The following is a 21,963-nucleotide window of genomic DNA, read 5'->3' on the forward strand; positions in this document are numbered from 1 at the left end:
TTGGCTCCTTATACACCCGGACGCAGGGGCTCGCCGATTTCACGCGCCCCCAGCATGCGGCCCTGACGCAATGTCAGGGTGCGGTATTTCATCCGGGCTATAAGCCCAAGATCGTGGGTGGCAATCAGCACGCTGGTGCCGGCATCATTGAAGGTTTCGAATAATCGGAGGATGTCCATGGACAACTTGGGGTCCAGGTTGCCCGTGGGCTCGTCGGCAAGCAGGAGGGCCGGCTTGTTGACGATGGCCCGGGCAATGCCGACCCGCTGCTGTTCACCGCCGGAGAGCATGATGGGGTTATGGCGCTCTTTGCCGTACAGGCCCACCATATCCAGCGCGGCGGCGACCCGCTTTTTGATTTCACCGTGGCTGAAGCCTTCAATCACCAGCGGCAGCGCAACATTGTCGAATACGCTGCGGTCCATCAACAGATGGTGATTCTGGAAAATCATGCCGATTTCGCGGCGCAGATAAGGCACATGACGGCGGCTGATATCGGCGATATCGTGGCCGTTGATAAACACCTTACCGGCACTGGCGCGTTCGATAACCGTGATGAGTTTGAGCAGGGTGCTCTTTCCCGCCCCCGAATGGCCGGTGAGAAACGCCATCTCGCCGCGGCGCAGATGGAAATTCACATCGGACAGCGCCTTCTGGCCGCCGGGGTAGACCTTGCTGACCTGCTCAAATCGAATCATGGGTTATCCGTTTTCTCCTGACTGAACAGGGCATCGATAAAGTCGCGGGCATTGAACACGCGCAGATCGTCAATCTGTTCGCCAACACCTATGTAACGGATAGGAATACCAAATTTATCGGCAATGGCAAAGATAACTCCGCCTTTTGCGGTACCATCAAGCTTGGTAATGGAGATACCTGTCACGCCCACGGCTTCCTGGAACAACTTGGCCTGGCTGATGGCATTCTGGCCCGTGCTGGCATCCAGGGTCAGCATGACTTCGTGGGGCGCGCTCTCATCGAGCTTCTTCATCACCCGCACCACTTTTTTCAGCTCTTCCATCAGGTGGTTCTTGTTCTGCAAACGGCCGGCTGTGTCGCAAATCAGCACGTCCACACCCTTGGCCTTGGCCGATTGCAAGGCGTCAAACAGCACTGAGGCACTGTCGGCGCCTGTATGCTGGGCCACCACGGGGATATTGTTGCGTTGGCCCCATACCTGCAGCTGCTCAACGGCGGCGGCGCGGAAGGTATCACCGGCGGCCAGCATCACACTCTTGCCCTGGCTCTGGTACTGCTTGGCAAGCTTGCCGATGGTGGTGGTTTTACCCACACCGTTTACACCCACCATCAGGATCACATAAGGGCCCTGTGCATTTTCAGGCACCAGGGGCACACTCACCGGCTCCAGGGTGCGCTGCATTTCTTCACGCAGCAGCTCGTAAAGTGCCTCGGCATCTTTCAGCTGCCTGCGGCTGGCATGCTCGGTCAGACTCTTGATAAGCCTTGATGTGGTTTCTACACCCACATCGGCAATCAGCAGCTGCTCTTCCAGTTCTTCAAACAGCTCATCATCAATTTTCTTTCCGCGAAACAGGCCAATAAAGCCACTGCCAATGTTCTCGCTGGTGCGCATCAGGCCGCGCTTCAGGCGAGCGAAGAAGCCTTCTTTCACCGGCTTTGCCTGAGGCTCCGGCTGAAGTTCTTCGGCCTGTTCAGCTTGAGCGGCGGCTTCGGCGGCGATTCGCTCTGCTTCGGCCCGCTCGGCGGCAATGCGTTCCTGTTCCGCCTGTTCGGCAGCGATACGCTCGGCTTCCAGCTGTTCAGCGGCAAGACGAGCGGCTTCCTGACGTTCTGCTTCCAAACGGGCAACTTCGGCTGCGGCCTGCTCGGCAGCAATGCGTTCCTGTTCGGCTTGTTCGGCGGCAATACGCTCGGCTTCAAGCTGCTCTGCTGCACGGAGGACCGCTTCCTGACGCTCTGCTTCCAAACGGGCAGCTTCGGCTGCGGCCTGCTCGGCAGCAATGCGTTCCTGCTCGGCTTGTTCGGCAGCGATACGCTCGGCTTCCAGCTGTTCAGCGGCAAGACGAGCGGTTTCCTGACGTTCTGCTTCCAAGCGGGCAGCTTCGGCTGCCGCTTCAGCGGCGACCTGCTCAGCGGCTTCACGCTCAGCTTGTTCGGCCGCAGCGCTTTCTGACTGAGCCGGTTCGGCGAGCGCGTGTTCTGCTTCGGCCTGCTTTGCGGCCGCATCATCCTTGTCCCGGCGGAACCAGGAGAAAAAACCTTTCTTTGACATCTGTGGTACCGGTCTGTGTTGGCACTGGGCCGTTTACGAAGCCACGGCTTCATCGGTCATTCCGTGCCGTCTGGGAAGGTATCCCTGAGGATACGCTTTACGTTAAAATGACGACCTTTTACGGGGTGGCCTAGTCTACCACTTTCTTTCTTCGGGCAAAATGACGGGAAATCAATGAGCAGAAATCGTTCATCTGCCGGGCGAGGGCCGGGCACCAAAGCAAGCGGCGCCATGGGGTCGGGACAGGTTCGGATCATTGGCGGCCAGTGGCGCTCGCGTAAGCTGCCCATTAAAGATTTGGAGGGACTGCGCCCTACCACCGACAGAGTACGTGAAACCCTGTTCAACTGGATAGCGGCCGACCTGCCACACGCCCGGGTACTGGATTGCTTTGGTGGCAGCGGCGCTCTGGCGCTGGAGGCACTTTCACGCTACGCAAGCTTCGCCAAGGTGTTTGAACTTCAACGGGAAGCGGCCAATCAGCTGAAAGCCAATCTGCAAACCTTAAAGTGCGACTGTGCCGAGGTGGTTAATGGCGATACCCTGGCGCTGCTGGCGGCTGGCGCCGCCGAAGGTTTCGATATCGTCTTTATCGACCCGCCATTTCGCAAAGGCCTGGCAGACGCCACCCTCATCGCCCTCAAGGACCATGGCTGGCTGAATGAGGATGCACTCGTGTATCTCGAGACCGAAAGCGAACTCGTGAGCATGCCGCTGCCACAAGGCTTTACCGAGCTTAAACACAAGACAGCCGGTCAGGTGTGCTACCGTTTGCTGCAATTCACCCCGGGAGAACAAGCATGATGAAATGGCTGATAGTATTTGGAAAAATCGCGACACTGGGCGCCTGGGCAATGATGGGTTACAACCTGATGGCCCCTTTCGATGGCAACATAGGCACCCTGCTGAAGCTTTTGCTGGGGGTCACACTGGTGATGCACAGCTTCCAGTTGGGGGTGTTTCACCTGCTGTTCAGGAAACTCTTACCACTCAAAGGCAGTGACTATCTGCAGATGTTTGCCTTTGGGGTATTTGCGCTGCTGGAATACCGCGCCAGGGCTCTGGCTAAGTTTGAAGCCGACGCCCGCCAGGGTTAACCCTGGTCACCAAACAAAAAAGCCCCGGGATCGGGGCTTTTTGCTATCGGGTGATCGCTATCGCAAGTGCCGCTATCAGCTCTTTGGATAAGGGTGGGCAACACCTTTGTGGCAATCGATACAGGTCTTGCGACTTTCTGGATCTTTCTTGAAGTTGTTGCTGTGCATACGCACGGCCATCTTGCTCATGTTTTCAGACTGATTTTCGTAAATACGATTGTGGCAGTTCTGACAGGTGGACGAATCGATGGAACGCAGGTAGTCACGGGCGAGTTCAGCTTGTTCCTTGCGGTTTGCTTCAAGCCATTCCTGGGTGTTGAAACCATCGATAGTCAGGAAACCAATAACGTCCTTGGACACAATGATTTTCTTCTTCAGGTAAGCAAAAGGCTCCTGGGCAATGTGACACTGCTGACACTCTACAACAATACCATTTTTATTGTTGCCATGGGCAGACGCCAGTACTTCGTCTTTCAGTGAATGGTTGCTGTGACAGCTCATACAGAACTCGTCTGTACTGGTCATATGCAAAGTAGTTTGAGTCGCAAAGTAGCCTACAACGCCAACCACAATACCTACCACCAACAGGGCAAATATTGAGTATTTCGCGCTGGGTTTGAATAGTGCACGCCAGTTCATCACTCTATCTCCTAAATTTTTAGGGTTATTTTTTTAGTAGCCCAATAGTAGGGTAATTTTGGTTTAAGAAATTTGATGCTAACCGGGATTTTTGAGCGAGCAGCCTAATTTTGTGTGGGATTGAGATCCAGCGCAAACTTTGCCCGTTCGATAACGTCTTCCCTGATATTTCAACATTAAAAGCTAAAGTAAAGCCTGAGGGCTTGCAAGCCGTATAGCACATGCATTGCCGAAAAACTCATTAATTATCAATTTAAAGTTTCAGTTCGTCGTTTGCGCGGGAACTTTTGTTCCCCATCCCCGGTCTGACTAATCGACACATACACGGAGCCAACCATGAGCCTGAGACTGCCGCACCTGGCATTAAAACTCTTGCTGATCACCATGCTGCTGGGGCAAATACTGACCCCGGTACAGGCTTTTGTGTCTATTGTGAAAGCGCCAATGAGCGTGTCCATGGGGCATACTGCATCAGATGCTCTAAGCCATGATGTGGCAACGCCCTCCGACCACAGCCAGATGAGTACCATGATGATGACCGGCAAACACAATGCGGATTGCCGGACATACTGTGCGAGCGGCTCCCAGGCCGACTGCGCCAGTCACTGTACCTCGTCAATGGGTCTCCCCGTGCTTGCGCTGCATATCAACCATCATCACTCCCGGGACGCCATAGCCACTGCCTCCTGGAGCCTGATCACCTTTACAGGTTCTTTGCAAACTCCGCCGCCTGATTTGGCTTGAGTGTTACCGCTCACAACCAAATTAATGTCGAATTTTTGGGCAATATTTTGTCTGCCCGAGGAGTATTTGCATGAAAACTTTTATCATATCTTTCGCTATCACTGCCGGTCTGCTGCTTTCGTCTTTCGCCGGCGCTGCCACCATTAGCCTGCCAGAACAACTTGGATTGAATGCCGTCAATGGCGAGCGTCCAGCGGACAAAGCGCTTATACTTTCAAACGGCAGCTACTTGCTTGAGCTGAGCTTTGAAGAACACTATGCCAGCAGTGCCGACGATTCAGGCCAATGGCTGCGTTCCGGCCCACTTTATTTGCCGCTGTCGGTTGGAGATGAGCAGGTACTGACCCTGAAGTTACCCAGGCTTTACAGCTATGACGAGGCCAAGCGCTTTCTCAATGCTCCCAAGGCGAATCTCGTTCGCGACGGCAAGCCGGCAGGGCATGTAGCCTTGCTCGACCATGCAGCTATGATGGCAAAAATGGCGGCAGCACAATAAAGGCTGTGGGTTTGTGAGAAAAATCAATATCCAATTAATGGCGCTGTGATAATATCGTCGCTGTTCATGGTCCGAGGTCTTTATGTCGCTGATGCTGCGTAAACCATTGCTGGTGATTATTACCCTGCTTGCCCTTGTGGGACAGGCAATGGCGGGTAATGGCCACGCCATGGTAATGCCATCTGACATGCCCATGACCATGGATAGCGCCGTCATGACTCATCACACTGAGATGGCCGATTCAACCCATGACTGTTGTGACAGCCTGGATATGCCCATGCTTCCCGACCACAGCATGTCCTCCTGTTGCGATGGCAATGGGTTTTGTACCGGTGACTGCAGTCATTGTCTGACCATCTCTGTTAGTCTGAGCCTGCCCATTGGCAATGTCTGGCCATTTTCCTTTGGTCCGGAAGAAGCCATGGCGCTTCCCTCGCCTCATTTCCACTCTATTGCGCCCACTGCCGCCTTCAAGCCCCCCAGGGCCTGAGTGCACGCCCTAAAAATACGCAATTAATTCAGCTTATTTGAATATTAGGTCTTTGCCGTGATACTTGTCTGCGGCTGACCCGAGTGGAGTATCTCTATGAAAACACTGATTGGCCTGTTTTTGGCCGCCCTTTTGTCTGTCACTCTGTCCGTTGGCGCCCAGGCAAACCCTGCCCATGAGCATCATGCCCATAATGCAGCGGCCGCCGAAGCGAGCCACGCCTGCCCCATGCATCCTGAGGTTACCGGTAAAACCGGTGACAGCTGCCCGAAATGCGGCATGGATCTTGAGGCTAAGCATACTCACGCCTGTCCTATGCATCCCAAGGTAACCGGCGCTGCCGGTGATTCCTGCCCAGACTGTGGCATGGATCTCGAGCCGGTTGCAGCCAAGGGTGAGCATTGCGCCAACTGTCCGAAAAAAGCCATGAACCATCAGCATCACTGATAGGCCAAGGGTGGAAATGAGGTTTACTATGAACACGAAAAAGCAAAAAAGCGCTCTGCTGCTGATAGGTGCAAGCCTGGCCTTTGGACCTGGTATGCCTGCCATGGTATTGGCCGAAAGCCCACAGCAGTCTCCGGCTTCTGAGGCCACTGAGGCTGCCATTTATCACTGCCCCATGCACCCCGAAGTAGAAAGCCATGAGCCCGGCCGCTGCCCCAAGTGCAAGATGTTTCTGGTGCCCGGTGCAGGTGCCTCGGCGCAGTCCGGCGAACCCTTGGTTGCCGCACACAAGACCTACATCTGCCCCATGCATCCCGAAGTGGAAAGCCATGAGCCCAGCCGCTGCCCCAAGTGCAAGATGTTCCTGGTTGAAAAAGAAGAGGAAGAAGAATCTGAGCCACAGGCTGAACAGAAGGGCGCCGCAGATAACAGTGCCCATCAGTCTGCGCCAAAAGACATTTTCGCCAAGCCCGCTGCCAACCCAATCGATGGCGGCACGGTAAAGTATGTCTGCCCCATGCACGCCCATATCATCAGCGATGAACCCGGCTCTTGTCCTATCTGTGGCATGGACCTCGAAAAGGTTGAACTCGGAGGTGGCCAGGAAGTTCAGGTCGACGTTTCGGGCAGCATGCAGCAGGCGCTGGCTCTCAGGGTTGCCAAGGCCGAGCGCCAAACCCTGTGGAAATTTGTCGATACCGTCGGCCAAATCGAATACGACGAACGCCAGATTCACCACGTTCACGCCCGATTGAATGGTTGGATCGAAACCCTCAAGGTCAACGCCGTTGGCGACAAGGTCAGTAAAGGGCAGTTGCTCTATGAAATCTATTCGCCGGATCTGGTGAACGCTCAGGATGATTATCTGCTTGCGATAGACACAGTTAAAAAAGCAGGTGAATCAGGTCGCTATAAAGAGTTGCTGCGTAAAGCCAATCTGCGACTTGAGTTGCTCGGTATGACTCAGGCGCAGATTAAAGAGCTCGCCAGAACCCAAACCACCCAATACCGTGTTCCCTTTTATGCCCGCCAGGATGGGGTGATCACCACCCTCAATACCCGCGAAGGTATGTACATTCAACCCATGAGTGAAATATTGGCCCTGACGGATATCAGCAAGGTATGGGTGATTGCCGACGTATTTGAAAACGAACAAAGCTGGCTCAAGGTGGGGCAATCCGCCGAAGTGGCAGTGCCTGCCATGGGGCTCAGCGGTATCGAGGGCACCATAGATTACATTTACCCCGAGCTGGATCCTGTCACCCGCAGCCTGCGGGTGAGAGTGGTACTGGATAACCCCGACCAACAGCTGCGCCCCAACACCCTTGCCAAGGTAAAACTCTATGGCGGGCCCAAGCGGGATATATTGACCATCCCCCAGGAGGCCTTAATTCAAACCGGTAAGGAAAATCGGGTCATAGTTCGCACCGCTGATAACAGCTTTGCCGCGCGCCAGGTTACCGTGGGCATGTATTCACAGGGCAAGGTAGAGGTACTGTCCGGTCTGAGTGACGGCGAAGAGGTCGTGACTTCCGGGCAGTTTTTGCTTGACTCCGAAGCCAGCCTCAAGGGCAGTCTGATGCGCCTTGGCAGCGGCCATCAGCACTAAGGAGTGCCTTATGTTGGATTACATTATCAAGTCCTCTATCCGCCAGCGATTTATGGTGCTGGTCGTCGCCATTATGGTGACCTTGTGGGGTATTACAGAGCTTAAGCGTACACCGCTGGATGCACTGCCTGACCTGTCCGACGTGCAGGTGATCATCAAAACCAGCTATCCCGGCCAGGCGCCCAAGCTGGTAGAGGAGCAGGTCACCTATCCCCTGTCCACGGCGATGCTGGCCGTGCCGGGCGCAAAAACAGTGCGGGGGTTCTCCATGTTTGGAGACTCCTACGTGTATGTGATTTTTGAAGATGGTACCGACATCTATTGGGCCCGCTCGCGGGTGCTGGAATACCTGAGCCAGGTACGAACACGCCTGCCCAGCGGTGTTGAGCCCTCCCTCGGCCCGGACGCCTCCGGGGTGGGCTGGGTCTATGAGTATGCGCTGGTAGACCGAAGCGGCAACCTGGATTTATCGCAGCTCAAGAGCCTGCAGGACTGGTACCTGAAGCTTGAACTGCAAAGTGTTGAGGGTGTGTCAGAAGTGGCCACCGTTGGCGGTATGGAGCAGACCTACCAGATAGTGCTGGAGCCGGACAAGCTGGCCATCTATAAGCTCGACATCGCCTCCATCAAGGCCGCTATTACCCGCGCCAACGGCGAAGCGGGTGGCAGCGTAGTGGAAATGGCCGAAGCCGAGTACATGGTTCGCGCCAAAGGCTATCGTCAGACACTGGAAGACTTCAAGGAAATCCCACTTGGGATAACCACAGGGGCCGGCACCCCATTATTGCTTAAAGACGTGGCCACCATCCGCAAAGGTCCTGCATCCCGACGTGGTATCGCTGAGCTGGACGGTGAAGGCGAAGTGGTGGGTGGCATTATCGTGATGCGATATGGCGAAAATGCCTTGGCAACCATTGAAGCTGTTAAAGCCAAGCTGAACGAACTCAAGGCCGGTTTACCTGATGGCGTCGAGATTGTGCCCACCTATGACCGCTCGCAGTTGATCCAAAACTCCGTGGACAACCTGCTGACCAAGGTGGTGGAAGAAATGCTGGTGGTGGGCCTGGTGTGTCTGCTGTTTCTGCTGCACGCCCGTTCTACTCTGGTGGCTGTGTTTACCCTGCCGCTGTCGATTCTCATCGCCTTTATCGTGATGAATCACATGGGTATTAACGCCAACATCATGAGCCTTGGGGGTATCGCCATCGCCATCGGTGCCGTGGTTGACGGTGCTATCGTGATGATTGAAAACCTGCACAAACACCTGGAACATTTCAGGATGAAACATGAGCGAGAGCCTAGCACCCGCGAGCACTGGGAAGTGGTGACCCAGGCGTCGCTGGAAGTAGGGCCAGCGTTGTTTTTCTCGCTGCTGATTATTACCCTGAGCTTTATTCCTGTATTTGCATTGGAAGCACAGGAAGGCCGTTTGTTTGCCCCCCTTGCCTACACCAAAACTTTTGCCATGGCGGCAGCCTCTGTGCTCGCCATTACCCTGGTGCCGGTACTCATGGGCTATTTTATCCGCGGCAAAATCCCGTCGGAGGAAGCCAACCCCATCAGTCGCTTTTTGATTGCACTGTACAAACCCGCGCTGAACAAGGTGCTGGCATACCCTAAGATGACCCTCTTGGTGGCTCTTATGGCACTGGCCAGTGTGGTGTATCCGGCAAGCCGTATGGGCAGCGAATTTATGCCCGAGCTGGAAGAAGGGGATCTGCTGTATATGCCCACGGCACTGCCGGGGATAAGCGCCGGCAAAGCCGCCGAAATACTGCAGCAAACCGACAGACTGATTAAAACCGTGCCCGAGGTTGCCAGAGTGTTCGGCAAAATTGGCCGCGCCGAAACCGCCACGGATCCAGCACCGCTGACCATGCTGGAAACCACCATCATGCTCAAACCCAGGCAGGAGTGGCGTGAAGGCATCAGCCTGAATGACATAGTGGATGAACTGCAGCGTACCGTAAGGGTACCAGGGCTCACCAACGCCTGGGTACAGCCCATCAAGACCCGTATCGACATGCTTTCTACCGGTATCAAGACACCGGTGGGCATTAAGATCACCGGCGCCGATGTGGACGAATTGCAAAAAATTGGCGCCAACGTCGAGGCCATTCTGGCCGCCCTGCCCAACACCCGCTCTGCTTACGCCGAGCGCGCCGGGGGAGGACGTTATATCGACATAGCACCCAAGCTGGATGTGGCTTCCCGCTATGGCATGACGCTCAACGACATCCAGGATGTGGTGCGTTACGCCATCGGTGGCATGAACATAGGTGAGTCGGTTCAGGGCGCTGAGCGCTATCCCATCAACCTGCGTTACCCACGGGAACTGAGAGACAGTCTGGAAAAACTCAGAGCACTTCCGGTCATCACCAAGTCAGGGCATTATCTGCCTTTGGGAAATCTCGCCGATATTCAAATCAGCGATGGTCCGCCAATGCTCAAGAGTGAAAACGGCCGTCTTATTTCCTGGGTGTTTGTGGACATTCAGGGCACCTCTATCGGCCAGTACATAGAAACCGCCAAATCGGCACTGGAAGCAGAACTCAGTCTGCCCCCCAGATACAGCTACAGCTTTGCCGGCCAGTATGAGTATATGCAGCGGGTCGATGCCAAGTTGAAGCAGGTGGTCCCGTTGGCCATCGGCATCATCTTTATCTTGTTGATGCTCACATTTGGCTCGGGTAAGCAAGCGACCATGATCATGCTCAGCCTGCCCTTTGCGCTGGTGGGCAGTACCTGGTTGCTGTATTTGCTGGACTACAACCTGTCAGTTGCCGTGGCCGTGGGCATGATAGCCCTGGCGGGCGTGGCTGCCGAGTTTGGGGTGGTGATGCTGGTTTACCTGAATAATGCGATCAAAGACCGCGATGCATTGGGCCACTACCACAGCGAGAGCGATCTCAAAGCCGCGCTGGTGGAAGGTGCAGTCATGCGCATACGCCCCAAAGCCATGACGGTAGCGACCATTTTCTTTGGTCTGCTGCCCATCATGTGGGGCGCAGGTTCGGGCAATGAGGTCATGCAGAAGATTGCAGCGCCCATGGTCGGCGGCATGGTGACAGCACCGCTGTTGTCCTTGTTTGTATTGCCTGCGCTCTATTTGCTTGTGTACCGCAAACGCTTTGCCGCCAAGGGTGATGAGCAATAGGAACTTCGCCTACTTATTGATCTGTAAGGCTTCCCCATACGGGGAAGCCTGATACACTGAGCTAAATTTTCTATCAGGTAATGCCCCAAGTGACGTTTTTTCTGCGCCTGCTGCCACTGTTTATCGGTGTTTACTCCCTGCCAGTTTTTGCCGATACCTTTGTGGCCAAGCAGAGCTGCCCCCTGTATCAATCCAAGAATAAACTGACCAATCCCAATGAGGTGATGACTGTCCCCGGACAGGCGTATCCGGTGCTGGAACTGCTGGGGAATCCCAAACGACCAGACTGGGTGCGGGTCACCACTGCCGCACTGGTTTCTCCAGAGCGTTGGGTGGCCGCGAAGTGCGGCGACCTGGAGCGTCATTTAGTCGAAGAAGTCCCCAGTCGCTGCGACATTGCCGGGGAGCAGGACAGTCATGTCCTGGCGCTGAGTTGGCAAGGCGCCTTCTGTGAACTCTTTGGCAAAGGAAAGCCCGAGTGCACAGCTCTGGACAAAACACCCGCATCAACGCGATGGCTATCGTTGACACTCCACGGCCTCTGGCCAAACAAAAGCGCCTGCGGCACCGACTATGGGTTCTGCGGCGAGGTTAAGCGTAAGGCCAAAGGTTTTTGCAGTTACCCTGACATAGCGCTCAGCAAGAACGCACAGAGCAAGCTGGCTGAGGTGATGCCATCGGCCGATTTTGGCTCCTGCCTTGAAAAGCATCAGTGGTGGAAGCACGGCAGCTGTCAGCAAATGAACGCCGATAAGTATTTTATTGAAGCAGCCCGGCTTACCAGCTTGATCAATGAGAGCCGCATGGTGAAGCTACTGGCAGACAGCAGCGGAAAAATGCAGTCAACGGCAACGCTTCGTCAGGCATTTACCGATGAATTTGGTCATCAGAGCGCAAAGCGGATCAGCTTCCATTGCAGCAGGGGCCTGCTGACAGAGATTCGCCTCAGCCTGCCAGCAACCCTGGACGCGTCCTTGGGTCTGAACCATCTGTTGGCACGCCAGGCACCTGAATTGAGAGACAACTGTCCGGCAAGTTTTCTGGTTGATACGCCCGGTTAAAGCTTGGGGTGGCACACCCTATGAGCTGTGGATGGCTATCACGGAGAACACGCCGCCATCCGGGTCGTTGAGCACAGCGAAGCGACCAACCCCGGGAATATTGGTGGGGGGCACACACAGGGTGCCACCCAATTCCTGGGCCCGCTGAGCAAACACATCGCAGTCCACCACCTGAAAATACAGCATCCAGTGGGCGGGCATTTCGCCCCACTCTGCGGTCATTTCCAACATGCCGCCGAGCGCCTCGTCAGCGACCAGCCATTCCCGGTAAGACATGTCCGGGTTTGCCGATTCACGGCAGTCCCAGCCAAAGACCTGACGGTAAAATCCCTGCGCCCGTGACGGACTTCGACAGGCCAGCTCAACCCAACACAGAGCGCCGGGTTCGCCGCGACGCTTGGCACCTATGTGCCTTTTACTCTGCCACACGGCAAAACGCGCGCCTTCGGGGTCAGCCAACTGTGCCATCCAACCGGCATGGCCCACTTCGTGGGGCCCCATGATAAGCTCTCCCCCTGCCGCTTTAACCCGCTCTATTGCCGCATTCACGTCTTCTGTCGCAAAGTAAATTCCCCATTGGGTCTTTACACTGCCGGCCATGGCAGAAGGCACCTGATAGATCGCCCCGAGGTCATCACCATCCAAAGTAAACATGGAAAAAGCACTGCCGGGCATGGCCATGTCTGCCATCTCCCAACCAAACAACTTATGGTAAAAGTCCTTGGCCCCCTGCCAGTCATGGGTGGCCAGCTCACTCCAGCAAGGCTGGCCCGGTGCATATTCGATTACCCGCATGCCCCTGACTCCCTCAGATAAGTGTATGGAATTCAAGTTAAGTAGTCTTGACTAACTTTGTCTATGCTTAGGAGAAACAATTTCAGGGATGGAATCTCTATGTCACTGACCAACGACCAAATATCACTCATCCACCAGTCTTTTGGGCTGGTTCGTCCCATCGCCGATGACGCTGCGGCGCTGTTCTACCGTAACCTGTTCGAAATAGACCCTTCACTGCGGCCATTATTCAAATCCGATCTCAAGGCCCAGGGGCGTAAGCTGATGGCAATGCTGGATGCCGCGGTCAAGGGGCTGGATAAACCCGATAAGCTGGTGCCTGTACTGCAGGACCTGGCGCACAGACATGTGCAGTATGGCGTGAAAACCCATCACTTCTCCCCTGTTGGGAACGCCCTGCTGTATACCCTGGCAGAAGGCCTGGGTGACAAGTTTACCAAAGAGGTGAAAGACGCCTGGATAGCGGTATTACATCTGGTGGCAGATGTGATGAAGGCGGAGATGAAAAAGCAGGGCTGCGCATAATGAAATGGAGCGGGTGAAGGGAATCGAACCCTCGTATGCAGCTTGGGAAGCTGCCGTTCTACCATTGAACTACACCCGCGTTTACGCGATATAAATTACTGAAATCCATGCCTTTGTCAAGCAAAGGCATGGCAGCATATTTTAACGGTAAACCGGCAACAGCTCAGCCATAGCCAGCAGATGGCAGGCCGCGGTCAAAATACCGAAACCTATCACCAGATAAATAACCCCTGAGCCACCCGGCACCCGGAACCCCGTGTATTGCGGTTGATCTTTTCTGAGCTTCAGCGCCATCACTCCCGGCACCAACAGGGTCCAAACAGTTGCAGCCAGCGCCGCAAAGCCTATGGCCACCAAAAAGCCGTCCGGAAACAGCAGCCCCAACAGGGTCGGAGGTAAAAAGGTGACGGCAGCGGTCTTCAGCCGCCCCTTGGCATCATCGGCAAAGCCAAACAGATCAGCAAGATAGTCAAACAAGCCAAGGGTAACGCCGAGAAAGGACGACGCCACAGCGAGATTGGCAAACAAGGTCAGCATTTTACCCAGCCAGTCGCTGGCCATGACCTCAGACAAGGCTGACACCAGCACCCCCATGTTGCCGCCCTGGGCGATGATATTACTGAACTGACTGCGCGGCAGATTGCCCATGGCAGCCAGCAGCCAACATACGTAAATCACCAGTGCGATAAAGGTCCCGATGCAGATGGCTTTGATGATGACGGAAGGATTTTTACCATAGTATTTGACCAGCGACGGCACGTTGCCGTGGTAGCCAAAACTCGCCAGTCCAAAGGGAATGGCTGCCCACAAGAAGGGGGCAAAGCGGGCTTCACCGTCCGGTGAGAACAAATTGCCTGGCTCCACCTCAATCAGCAGGTTCCCCACCGCCAGAAAGAAGGTGATTAGCATGCCGCCCAGCATAATGGTGGTTATTCTGTCCACCGCTCTGGTGCTTATCATAACGATAGCCGCCAATACCGCAGCGAACACCAACCCAGCCACGCTCTGGGGCAGACTTACGCCCATCCCCGACAGGCTGTGATTCACGATGGAGCCACCACCACTGATATAGGCGTAAGTCAGGATATAGAGCACAAAGGCAATGGAGAGGCCATTAACGATACGGCCAAAGCGGCCCAGCGTATCGCGGGTGAGGGTATCGAAACTGGCGCCCGGCTCAAACCTGAGGTTGGTTTCCAGCAGCAATAGTCCCGACAGCAACATGCACAGCCAAATCGCTACCATCAGCAGCAAGGAATAACCAAACCACATACCGGCGCCCACCACGGGCAGGGAAAACATCCCGGCACCGACTGTAGTGCCGGCAATGATCATGGCGCCACCCAGCAGTGATGGGGTCTTGACCGGATGCCTTGCGGCATTCATATGGTTGGCCATCAGTCGTCCTGCTCCTGATTCAGTGTCTCTATGATGGTCTGACGCACCGAGCTTCTGAGCAGTCCATTGGCATGGTCACGAATTTTACGCACCTTGTCGCCATCGGCCTTGTCAGACAGATAGCCCAAATCTTTTAACTTGCTAGACAGCAAGGCGTAGAGCTTTTTATCGTAAAACTCAGGCGCCATGACGCCGTGAATGGCTCCCAGACGGCTGGCCAAACGATGGCTGTGATGCTCAAGGTCGGCGCGCTCCATTCTGGGTTGCTCACCCAGCAGGTTGAAAATGATGGCGTAGCGTTTCAGAGTTTCACCCACAACACCGGCCAGCAACAACAGCTGATTGATTCGCTCGTCCACCAGCTTGAGATGTGTATCGCCTGTGATTAGCCCTTCTGACTTAAAGCACTCTACCAGTGCATCCACATAGGCAGGCACATCGGCAACCCCCATAAAGAGTTCGGCCTTGAGCAGCGGGTAAAACTCGGCAACCAGCTCCTGCAGTTCGTCGCGGGACACCTCTTCATGGCGCACCATCACGGTGGCAATCAATGAGGGGATAACGAATAAGTGGATGATGTTGTTACGGTAATAGGTCATGGAAATCGCGAGGCTATCATCGATGGAAATGATGGTGCCCAGGTCATCCTTGGTTTCCGTCAGCTTATTAAGTTCAATGCCGCGATCGACCAGCTCCTTGCCGCTGCCCTCGGTCACAGATGCATAAGCGGTGTAAGGCACGGACTTCAGCAGACTCAGGTACAAATCAATCTGGCGCTCAAGCTGAGTGCGCTCCAGTGCATTTTGCTCCGAAGCCAGCAGTACCATGCTGGAGAGGGTCACAGAGCTGGCAGCGGCGGCATCGTTGATGCGGGTCATCACCCGGTTAGCCAATGCATTCACCACAGGCGTCAGCCAGGAAGGCTTCTGCTCTGGGTCTTCACCCACATCTTCGCGCCAGTTGGGGACTTTTTCGGTCAAAAAGTTTTGCAGGGTAATGGGCTGGCCAAAGTTTACGTAACCACGGCCAAAGTTGCCCAGCTTACGGATGGCACCAAACACCTGCCATACAGATTCCTTTTCTTTTTTCTTACCCGACAGCTCCTTGTGATAAGTAGCCACCTCCATCACATGGTCGTAACCCAAATACACGGGCACCAGGGTGACAGGCCGCTCGATACCCCGGATAACCGAGGACAGGGTCATGGCCAGCATACCGGTTTTGGGTGCCAACAGACGGCCTGTACGTGAACGGCCACCTTCGGTGAAGTATTCCACCGAATACCCCTTGGCAAACAACTGATCCAGATACTCGCGGAATACTGCGGTGTAAAGCTTATTGCCGTTAAAGCTGCGGCGGATAAAGAAGGCGCCACCACGACGGAACATGGGGCCGGCGGGCCAGAAATTCAGGTTAATCCCCGCGGCGATATGGGGCGGCACCATGCCTTCGTAATAGAGGATGTATGACAGCAGTAAATAGTCCATGTGCGAGCGATGGCAAGGCACATACACAATTTCATGGCCATCGTGGTGCAATTGTCGAATCTGCTCGGCGCCCTTGATGCTGATGCCCTTGTAGAGCTTGTTCCACAGCCAGGTAAGGAAACGTTCGGCGATTCTGACCAGGCTGTCAGAGTAGTCCGCGGCAATTTCATCCAGATATTGGATGGCGGTTTCACGGGCCTTTTCTTCAGAGATTTTTTTACTGGCGGCCTCTTCGGCGATGGCCTTTTTCAGGTTGTCTGATTTCAGCAGCGCATGGAACATGGCCTGACGATTCGGTAACACAGGCCCAGTCATCACTTTACGCTGCCGGCGGAAATGGACGCGTGCGACGCGGGCTAACTTGTGGGCAATACGCTTATCGGTGCCGTGCTCATCGGCCATGTGACGAAGTGAAACGGCGCGGGAAAACTGCACAAAGTTGTGACGCCCCAGGAATAAAATCATCAAACACTTACGCAGCCAGGTCGGATCTTCCCGTTCAAGCACTGCCGCACGCATAGTGTCGTCTTCTTTCCCCGGGGTACGTCCCCAATACAGACTCACGGGTACCAGCTGTATGTCGAGTTCTTGCTGCTGACGGTGCAGGGCCAGCAATTGCTGAAAGGTCTGCAAAAAAGGCTCGTTGCTGTCTCGCTTGCCAAACAGCGGCTTTCTGCCTTCAAGGCAAACAACCCGAGGGGTCTTGATCCCATCGACCTCGAGCATCTGATAGGGGCTGGGTAACCCTAACTTGCCGGTCACCTCGTGAAGCGCAGCGATATCGCTCACAGACTCAGTTTTCATCACGTAAACCAAGGGGCGGGAGGGATCGAGATTCAAATCGGCGAAGGGATCCTGAGGTACCACTATGGTGTGTACCAACTGCTTTTGGATCCAACGCAAAGACTTAAACCAAAAAGACTCGTGTGCTGACATGCTGATATTGGGAACCTGGCTTCAATCAATAGCGCAATAGAATATCAGACAGCCACAGCCATTAGCCAATAATCTGAAAAATGGTTAATACTTGCGCTGATTAAAATACTGTATATACTGACAGTAACTGTATAGAAAAACAGGAATGACCATGAGACCGCTGACGCCTCGCCAGGCCGAGATCCTGGACCTAATCAAACGCAACATCGCCGAAACCGGCATGCCCCCTACCCGGGCAGAAATTGCATCCAGACTCGGTTTTAAAAGTGCCAATGCCGCCGAGGAGCACCTTAAAGCTTTGGCCAAAAAGGGCTGCATCGAGATTATGCCAGGCACCTCGCGGGGTATCAGGCTGGCGGGTGATGAGCTGGAAGATCAGCCAGACCCAGGTTTACCCCTGATTGGTCAGGTGGCGGCCGGTGAACCTATTCTGGCCCAGGAACATGTTGAGCAATATTATCAGGTCGATCCTGCCATGTTCCGACCCCATGCCGATTTTCTGCTGCGGGTTCGCGGTGACAGTATGAAAGACATTGGTATTCTCGACGGCGATTTGCTGGCAGTACACAAGATGAACCAGGCCCGTAACGGCCAGGTCGTGGTTGCCCGCGTGGAAGACGATGTCACGGTAAAACGCTTCGAGAAGCAGGGTAATGTGGTGTTCCTCCACGCAGAGAACGAGGCATTTGCCCCTATCAGAGTGGATCTTGCCAGCCAAAGTCTCACCATTGAAGGCTTGGCCGTAGGTGTTATCCGCAACGGAGATTGGCTATGAACAAGCTGATTGGTAACGCACCCCGTCATCCTGGTCTGTGGACAGACGCACCAGCCAAGGACGTTTGCAGTACATCTCAGGTAATCACCCAATCAACCCAGTCACAGGGGCGTCAAGAGATACTGCAGCTTGCCCCCGAGTTGGCACGCTTAAGCCTGGAAGGCCGTTGGATAGTGCTTATCAGCCCACCCAACATCGGGCTTAAAGCCACTCTGGCACAGGCCGGTGTGCGCATGGACCGTGTGCTGCTTGTCCATGCCAAAGACGAAGTTGAAACCCTTTGGGCGATGGAAAAAGCGCTGACCAACGGCACCTCCAGCGCTGTGCTTTGCTGGACAAACGAGCTTGACCCCAGAGATAAACGCAGACTGGCATTGGTAGCAAAAAATGCCGTGGCACTCGGCGTAATTTTTGAAAATGTAAATGCTCACTTACAATCCAGACCCTTTGCTGTTAGACCCGAATTAAGTCATCCCCTTCGCTGTGCATCTTCCCTGCACTGATCAGCTTTACATCCCTTTAAGCCCCTTACTGGGGCTTTTTTTCAATAATTTTTTCAGACAATTAGAAAATAAAGTGATCTTGATCAATATTTAAACTGCAAGTAATGTAGTTCAGGTTAACAACGATTTGTTTGTTATATCCGGGCGATTATGTCGTCGCTGTATCTGAGGCTTGCGCCATGGATATTGCGTTTTTGACCGATATATTCAGCTGTAGGTGCAAGTGTGGTGAACAAGGCTGTAATTCATTAAATAAGATACCAACCGCCAACGCACTTTGAAGTCATCGTTGCTTTTTGTGGGAACCGAAGAGTTTGCATAGAGCAGAGACTTACTGTGTGGCTCTTCTTTGTAGTTGCTTGATGCAATTGACAGAGGAGATGTCTTGTGAAGCAATGGTTGTATTGTTTCGCGGTGGCTTTAATGGCCCCGCCCATCCTTGCGGCTGACATGCCGCTCAACATGACACAGGGTGTTACTGAGATAAGTGGCAGGGTCTATGGCCTGCACATGACTATCCTGTACATCTGCTGTGCCATAGGTGTTGTGGTTTTTGGCGCCATGATTTACGCCATGATAAACCACCGCAAATCCAAAGGGGCCGTCGCAGCCCAATTTCACGAAAGTACCAAGGTCGAAATCGCCTGGACTCTGGTGCCCTTCCTGATCCTGATTGCCATGGCTATTCCGGCAACCAAAACCCTCATCGCTATGGAAGACCCGTCCAATGCCGACTTGACCATCAAGGTAACCGGCTCCCAATGGAAGTGGCACTACGATTACTTCGACCACGATTTCGGTTTTTACAGCATCCTGGCTACGCCCAGAAGCCAAATCGAAGGGGCTGAAGCCAAGGGTGAGCATTACTTATTGGAAGTGGACAAACACCTTGTGCTGCCGACCAACCGCAAGGTGCGTTTCCTGATGACTTCCGACGATGTCATTCACTCCTGGTGGGTGCCTGCGTTCGCTGTTAAAAAAGATGCCAATCCGGGCTTTATCAACGAAGCATGGACACGGGTAGATAAACCCGGGATTTACCGCGGCCAATGTGCCGAACTGTGCGGTAAAGACCACGGTTTTATGCCCATCGTGGTTGAGGTATTGCCCGAAGCAGAGTTTGACGCCTGGGTTGAAAACCAAAAGCAGCTGGCAAGCAACGCCGCAGCCGAGGCGGCCGCCGCTTTGAATCAAACCCTTTCCATGGAAGAACTGATGGCACTGGGTGAAAAGGTGTACATGGCAAGCTGCGCCGCATGCCACCAGCCCAATGGTATGGGTCTGCCCGGCGTATTCCCCGGCCTTAAAGACAGCGCCATCGCCATCGGGCCCGTGGATAAACATCTCGACATCGTTATCAACGGTAAGCCGGGTACAGCCATGCAGGCCTTTAACAAGCAGTTGTCGGCCACCGAGATTGCCGCTGTCGTCACCTACGAGCGTAACGCCTGGGGTAACAATACCGGTGATGCCGTGCAGGCTTCTGACGTTAACAGTCATGGGGGTGAGAGCACAGCAGCTCCAGCCGCCCAAGTGGAACCGCCGGCTAATGACCAACCTGCTCAGGCAAGTACTGCTGAATCACCATCTGAAGCCGAACCCGTATCTGACGAGCTCTCATCCGATGAACCCATGTCGATGGACGCGTTAATGGCCCGTGGTGAGCAAGTGTACATGGCATCCTGCGCTGCCTGTCACCAAGCCAATGGTGCAGGTCTGCTCGGTGCGTTTCCCGCCATTAAGGGAAGTCCTATCGCCACTGGCCCGATTGCCGATCACCTCGACATAGTGATAAACGGCAAAGCGGGTACCGCAATGCAGGCATTTAGTCCGATGTTGTCTGCCAGGGACATTGCCGCGGTGGTGACCTATGAACGTAACGCCTGGGATAACAACACAGGCGATAGCGTTCAGGCCTCCGACGTCAACAATCATGGAAAGTAGGGGAACGATAATGACAACCACGACCCACGATACCCATCAGGGCATCCATGACGAACACCATCATGGCCCGGCCAAGGGCATAATGCGTTGGATATTAACAACCAATCACAAGGACATAGGCACCCTCTACCTCTGGTTCAGTTTCATTATGTTCCTGACCGGCGGCGCCATGGCCATGGTAATCCGTGCCGAATTGTTCCAGCCGGGTTTACAGCTGGTCGAGCCAAACTTCTTTAACCAGATGACCACGGTACACGGCCTTATCATGGTGTTCGGCGCCGTAATGCCGGCCTTTACCGGATTGGCTAACTGGCTGATTCCCATGATGATTGGGGCGCCAGATATGGCATTACCCAGAATGAACAACTGGAGTTTCTGGATCCTGCCCTTTGCCTTCCTCATCTTGCTCAGCTCGCTGTTTATGGAAGGCGGCGCACCCAACTTCGGCTGGACTTTTTACGCCCCACTGTCCACCACCTATAGCCCCGACAGTACAGCGCTGTTTGTGTTTTCGGTTCACATCATGGGGATAAGCTCCATCATGGGCGCCATCAACGTGATAGTGACCATAGTCAACCTGCGTGCACCCGGCATGACCTGGATGAAGCTGCCGCTGTTTGTCTGGACCTGGCTCATCACCGCATTCCTGCTGATTGCCGTGATGCCTGTACTGGCAGGGGTCGTCACCATGGTCCTCACCGACAAGTACTTCGGAACCAGTTTCTTTGATGCGGCCGGTGGCGGTGACCCCGTGATGTTCCAGCATATTTTCTGGTTCTTCGGTCACCCCGAGGTGTACATCATGATCCTGCCTTCATTTGGGATCATCTCGGCGATAGTACCGGCATTCAGCCGTAAAAAGCTCTTCGGTTATGCCTCCATGGTCTACGCCACTGCCAGCATCGCCATCCTGTCGTTTCTGGTGTGGGCACACCATATGTTCACCACGGGGATGCCGGTCTTTGCCGAACTCTTCTTCATGTATTGCACCATGTTGATTGCCGTGCCCACAGGGGTAAAGGTGTTCAACTGGGTCGCGACCATGTGGCGGGGTTCCATGACCTTTGAAACCCCAATGCTGTTTGCCATTGCCTTTATCATCCTCTTTACCATTGGCGGTTTCTCGGGACTGATGCTCGCCATCACGCCGGTGGACTTCCAATACCACGACACCTACTTTGTGGTGGCGCACTTCCACTATGTGCTGGTATCCGGTGCCATTTTCTCGATTATGGCGGCAGCCTATTACTGGTTACCCAAGTGGACCGGGCACATGTATGACGAGAAACTCGGCAAGCTGCACTTCTGGTGTTCGGTGATTTCGGTAAACGTGCTGTTTTTCCCCATGCACTTTCTTGGGCTGGCCGGTATGCCACGGCGAATTCCGGACTATGCCATTCAATTTGCCGACGTTAACCAGATAGTCTCCATCGGCGGCTTTGCCTTTGGTCTGTCGCAGCTCATCTTCCTGGCGGTGGTTATCAAGTGTATCCGCGGGGGCGAGCCTGCACCTGCCAAGCCCTGGGAAGGCTCAGAAGGTTTGGAGTGGACGCTGCCAAGTCCAGCCCCCTACCACTCATTCAGCACCCCACCCGAGGTGAAATAA

20 protein-coding genes and 1 tRNA gene are annotated in these 21,963 nt (G+C 54.4%); 14 read left to right on the forward strand and 7 right to left on the reverse strand.

Annotated elements, in window-relative coordinates; all coding sequences use genetic code 11:
* Nucleotides 1-8: 8 nt before the first annotated feature.
* Nucleotides 9-698, reverse strand: a complete 690-nt coding sequence (gene ftsE, locus JQC75_RS17825) for a cell division ATP-binding protein FtsE (protein WP_203325351.1) — start codon at nt 696-698, stop codon at nt 9-11.
* A complete protein-coding gene (gene ftsY, locus JQC75_RS17830; protein ID WP_203325352.1) occupies nt 695-2,254 on the reverse strand; it encodes a signal recognition particle-docking protein FtsY in 1,560 nt (519 codons plus the stop codon). Before ftsY ends, ftsE begins: the two co-directional genes overlap by 4 nt.
* Nucleotides 2,255-2,428: 174 nt before the next feature.
* On the opposite strand from ftsY, the gene rsmD reads away from it, so the two are divergent.
* Together rsmD and JQC75_RS17840 are read left to right on the forward strand one after the other, a co-directional pair.
* On the forward strand, nt 2,429-3,058 hold the full coding sequence (rsmD, locus tag JQC75_RS17835) for a 16S rRNA (guanine(966)-N(2))-methyltransferase RsmD (RefSeq protein ID WP_203325353.1): 630 nt from the start codon (nt 2,429-2,431) through the stop codon (nt 3,056-3,058).
* The gene (locus JQC75_RS17840) at nt 3,055-3,351 is read left to right on the forward strand and encodes a DUF1145 domain-containing protein (RefSeq protein WP_380796887.1); all 297 of its coding nucleotides are present in this window, start codon (nt 3,055-3,057) and stop codon (nt 3,349-3,351) included. The genes rsmD and JQC75_RS17840 overlap by 4 nt, the downstream gene beginning before the upstream one ends.
* A 75-nt stretch (nt 3,352-3,426) precedes the next feature.
* Here JQC75_RS17840 and JQC75_RS17845 read toward each other — a convergent pair whose 3' ends face one another.
* Nucleotides 3,427-3,990 (reverse strand): NapC/NirT family cytochrome c, encoded by a 564-nt coding sequence (locus tag JQC75_RS17845; protein ID WP_203325354.1) that lies wholly within the window; start codon nt 3,988-3,990, stop codon nt 3,427-3,429.
* A 336-nt stretch (nt 3,991-4,326) separates the two neighbouring features.
* Here JQC75_RS17845 and JQC75_RS17850 point away from each other — a divergent pair, with 336 nt between their 5' ends.
* From JQC75_RS17850 to JQC75_RS17880, 7 genes are all read left to right on the forward strand, one after another.
* Nucleotides 4,327-4,734, forward strand: coding sequence for a hypothetical protein (locus JQC75_RS17850; RefSeq protein WP_203325355.1), 408 nt, complete (start codon nt 4,327-4,329; stop codon nt 4,732-4,734).
* Nucleotides 4,735-4,804: 70 nt separating this feature from the next.
* A complete protein-coding gene (locus JQC75_RS17855) occupies nt 4,805-5,230 on the forward strand; it encodes a DUF2057 family protein (RefSeq protein ID WP_203325356.1) in 426 nt (141 codons plus the stop codon).
* An 82-nt stretch (nt 5,231-5,312) separates the two neighbouring features.
* A complete protein-coding gene (locus JQC75_RS17860; protein ID WP_203325357.1) occupies nt 5,313-5,720 on the forward strand; it encodes a hypothetical protein in 408 nt (135 codons plus the stop codon).
* Nucleotides 5,721-5,816: 96 nt separating this feature from the next.
* The gene (locus JQC75_RS17865; RefSeq protein WP_203325358.1) at nt 5,817-6,167 is read left to right on the forward strand and encodes a heavy metal-binding domain-containing protein; all 351 of its coding nucleotides are present in this window, start codon (nt 5,817-5,819) and stop codon (nt 6,165-6,167) included.
* A 28-nt stretch (nt 6,168-6,195) separates the two neighbouring features.
* The gene (locus JQC75_RS17870) at nt 6,196-7,776 is read left to right on the forward strand and encodes an efflux RND transporter periplasmic adaptor subunit (protein WP_203325359.1); all 1,581 of its coding nucleotides are present in this window, start codon (nt 6,196-6,198) and stop codon (nt 7,774-7,776) included.
* 10 nt (nt 7,777-7,786) lie between these two features.
* Complete coding sequence (locus JQC75_RS17875) at nt 7,787-10,933, forward strand: efflux RND transporter permease subunit (RefSeq protein WP_203325360.1); 3,147 nt, start codon at nt 7,787-7,789, stop codon at nt 10,931-10,933.
* A gap of 89 nt (nt 10,934-11,022) precedes the next feature.
* Nucleotides 11,023-11,994, forward strand: a complete 972-nt coding sequence (locus tag JQC75_RS17880; protein WP_203325361.1) for a ribonuclease T2 family protein — start codon at nt 11,023-11,025, stop codon at nt 11,992-11,994.
* Nucleotides 11,995-12,012: 18 nt separating this feature from the next.
* On the opposite strand, the gene JQC75_RS17885 is transcribed toward JQC75_RS17880, so the two are convergent.
* Nucleotides 12,013-12,789 (reverse strand): VOC family protein, encoded by a 777-nt coding sequence (locus tag JQC75_RS17885; RefSeq protein WP_203325362.1) that lies wholly within the window; start codon nt 12,787-12,789, stop codon nt 12,013-12,015.
* A 99-nt stretch (nt 12,790-12,888) separates the two neighbouring features.
* Here JQC75_RS17885 and JQC75_RS17890 point away from each other — a divergent pair, with 99 nt between their 5' ends.
* A complete protein-coding gene (locus JQC75_RS17890; protein WP_203325363.1) occupies nt 12,889-13,314 on the forward strand; it encodes a globin family protein in 426 nt (141 codons plus the stop codon).
* A 5-nt stretch (nt 13,315-13,319) separates the two neighbouring features.
* Here the strand turns inward: JQC75_RS17890 and JQC75_RS17895 are convergent.
* The 3 genes from JQC75_RS17895 to plsB form a co-directional block, all read right to left on the reverse strand.
* Nucleotides 13,320-13,393: transfer RNA gene (locus JQC75_RS17895), tRNA-Gly, on the reverse strand.
* A 62-nt stretch (nt 13,394-13,455) separates the two neighbouring features.
* The gene (gene mtr / locus JQC75_RS17900) at nt 13,456-14,712 is read right to left on the reverse strand and encodes a tryptophan permease (RefSeq protein ID WP_203325364.1); all 1,257 of its coding nucleotides are present in this window, start codon (nt 14,710-14,712) and stop codon (nt 13,456-13,458) included.
* The gene (gene plsB / locus JQC75_RS17905) at nt 14,712-17,135 is read right to left on the reverse strand and encodes a glycerol-3-phosphate 1-O-acyltransferase PlsB (protein WP_203325365.1); all 2,424 of its coding nucleotides are present in this window, start codon (nt 17,133-17,135) and stop codon (nt 14,712-14,714) included. Before plsB ends, mtr begins: the two co-directional genes overlap by 1 nt.
* A 151-nt stretch (nt 17,136-17,286) precedes the next feature.
* Between plsB and lexA the strand changes: the two genes are divergently transcribed.
* The 4 genes from lexA to ctaD all read left to right on the forward strand — a co-directional run bounded on the left by lexA (nt 17,287) and on the right by ctaD (nt 21,963).
* A complete protein-coding gene (gene lexA / locus JQC75_RS17910) occupies nt 17,287-17,910 on the forward strand; it encodes a transcriptional repressor LexA (RefSeq protein ID WP_203325366.1) in 624 nt (207 codons plus the stop codon).
* Nucleotides 17,907-18,413 (forward strand): cell division inhibitor SulA, encoded by a 507-nt coding sequence (locus JQC75_RS17915; RefSeq protein WP_203325367.1) that lies wholly within the window; start codon nt 17,907-17,909, stop codon nt 18,411-18,413. The genes lexA and JQC75_RS17915 overlap by 4 nt, the downstream gene beginning before the upstream one ends.
* Nucleotides 18,414-18,800: 387 nt before the next feature.
* Complete coding sequence (gene coxB / locus JQC75_RS17920; protein WP_203325368.1) at nt 18,801-20,357, forward strand: cytochrome c oxidase subunit II; 1,557 nt, start codon at nt 18,801-18,803, stop codon at nt 20,355-20,357.
* A gap of 10 nt (nt 20,358-20,367) precedes the next feature.
* Nucleotides 20,368-21,963 (forward strand): cytochrome c oxidase subunit I, encoded by a 1,596-nt coding sequence (ctaD, locus tag JQC75_RS17925; protein WP_203325369.1) that lies wholly within the window; start codon nt 20,368-20,370, stop codon nt 21,961-21,963.

Origin of the sequence: Shewanella litorisediminis (assembly GCF_016834455.1) — a bacterium.
GTDB classification, from domain to species: Bacteria; Pseudomonadota; Gammaproteobacteria; order Enterobacterales; family Shewanellaceae; genus Shewanella; species Shewanella litorisediminis.

Excerpts from the sequence above, each read along its gene's own strand:
- ftsE (WP_203325351.1), bottom strand. The coding sequence starts at position 698 with ATGATTCGATTTGAGCAGGTCAGCAAGGTCTACCCCGGCGGCCAGAAG.
- ftsY (WP_203325352.1), bottom strand. The coding sequence starts at position 2,254 with ATGTCAAAGAAAGGTTTTTTCTCCTGGTTCCGCCGGGACAAGGATGAT.
- rsmD (WP_203325353.1), top strand. The coding sequence starts at position 2,429 with ATGAGCAGAAATCGTTCATCTGCCGGGCGAGGGCCGGGCACCAAAGCA.
- JQC75_RS17840 (WP_380796887.1), top strand. The coding sequence starts at position 3,055 with ATGATGAAATGGCTGATAGTATTTGGAAAAATCGCGACACTGGGCGCC.
- JQC75_RS17845 (WP_203325354.1), bottom strand. The coding sequence starts at position 3,990 with ATGAACTGGCGTGCACTATTCAAACCCAGCGCGAAATACTCAATATTT.
- JQC75_RS17850 (WP_203325355.1), top strand. The coding sequence starts at position 4,327 with ATGAGCCTGAGACTGCCGCACCTGGCATTAAAACTCTTGCTGATCACC.
- JQC75_RS17855 (WP_203325356.1), top strand. The coding sequence starts at position 4,805 with ATGAAAACTTTTATCATATCTTTCGCTATCACTGCCGGTCTGCTGCTT.
- JQC75_RS17860 (WP_203325357.1), top strand. The coding sequence starts at position 5,313 with ATGTCGCTGATGCTGCGTAAACCATTGCTGGTGATTATTACCCTGCTT.
- JQC75_RS17865 (WP_203325358.1), top strand. The coding sequence starts at position 5,817 with ATGAAAACACTGATTGGCCTGTTTTTGGCCGCCCTTTTGTCTGTCACT.
- JQC75_RS17870 (WP_203325359.1), top strand. The coding sequence starts at position 6,196 with ATGAACACGAAAAAGCAAAAAAGCGCTCTGCTGCTGATAGGTGCAAGC.
- JQC75_RS17875 (WP_203325360.1), top strand. The coding sequence starts at position 7,787 with ATGTTGGATTACATTATCAAGTCCTCTATCCGCCAGCGATTTATGGTG.
- JQC75_RS17885 (WP_203325362.1), bottom strand. The coding sequence starts at position 12,789 with ATGCGGGTAATCGAATATGCACCGGGCCAGCCTTGCTGGAGTGAGCTG.
- JQC75_RS17890 (WP_203325363.1), top strand. The coding sequence starts at position 12,889 with ATGTCACTGACCAACGACCAAATATCACTCATCCACCAGTCTTTTGGG.
- mtr (WP_203325364.1), bottom strand. The coding sequence starts at position 14,712 with ATGGCCAACCATATGAATGCCGCAAGGCATCCGGTCAAGACCCCATCA.
- plsB (WP_203325365.1), bottom strand. The coding sequence starts at position 17,135 with ATGTCAGCACACGAGTCTTTTTGGTTTAAGTCTTTGCGTTGGATCCAA.
- lexA (WP_203325366.1), top strand. The coding sequence starts at position 17,287 with ATGAGACCGCTGACGCCTCGCCAGGCCGAGATCCTGGACCTAATCAAA.
- JQC75_RS17915 (WP_203325367.1), top strand. The coding sequence starts at position 17,907 with ATGAACAAGCTGATTGGTAACGCACCCCGTCATCCTGGTCTGTGGACA.
- ctaD (WP_203325369.1), top strand. The coding sequence starts at position 20,368 with ATGACAACCACGACCCACGATACCCATCAGGGCATCCATGACGAACAC.